The sequence below is a fragment of the Paenisporosarcina sp. P4_D4 genome (assembly GCF_056401835.1).
The window spans coordinates 1-668 of the sequence record NZ_JBFUIO010000402.1 but is presented as its reverse complement, the minus strand read 5'-3'; the positions used below and the strand labels follow the sequence as shown (position 1 = coordinate 668).

The 668-nt window shown below is 36.8% G+C and carries 1 protein-coding gene; it reads left to right on the top strand.

Going from position 1 to position 668, the window contains the following annotated elements:
* Positions 1-350, top strand: a 350-nt coding sequence (locus AC1DSL_RS19115) for a pyroglutamyl-peptidase I family protein (RefSeq protein WP_477533462.1), incomplete at its 5' end; no start/stop codon positions are given.
* Between the last annotated feature and the right edge of the window lie 318 nt (positions 351-668).

Here is a 668-nt window from a genome sequence, read left to right as displayed (position 1 = left end):
GTGCTGCAGATAACGAAGGACATACACCTGTGGACGAACTTATTCATCCTGAAGGTCCAGCAGCCTACATATCCACGTTACCGATTAGAGGGATGGTAGAAAAATTAAACGAATCCGGATTTCCTGCATCCATTTCAAATACTGCGGGTACATATTTGTGCAATAACGTGATGTACGAAGGACTACATACAATTCATACAACCAACTTAAATATCCCATCCGGATTTATTCATATACCAGCTTCCCATGAATTAGCCATTCAACATGGAAACATCCCAAGCTGGTCGCACGAAGATTTGAAAAAGGCGATATCGATTTGCATTACAGTGCTATCCGAGAAATCTATTTAATCAAAACAAACACCATAGCGAAAAGCTATGGTGTTTGTTTTGTAATTGGATATGTAAACATTAATGTTGTTATCCTACATTTATGCTAAGCCGCATGTTCCGCATGAGCCCATAAGTATGAAGACCACATACTTGTGGGTCTCATTCTTCACGCACTTGCGGCATGCAAGACGTAATACACTCTCACGTTTTTTATTCAATAATCTAAGCATGCATATCATAGCCACTTGTGAAAAGTAATCGTAATACCTACTATTTCTAATAACTAAATTTAGAGTAAAAAATGGGAAATTTATTTATAAAATTATGGAAAATAAT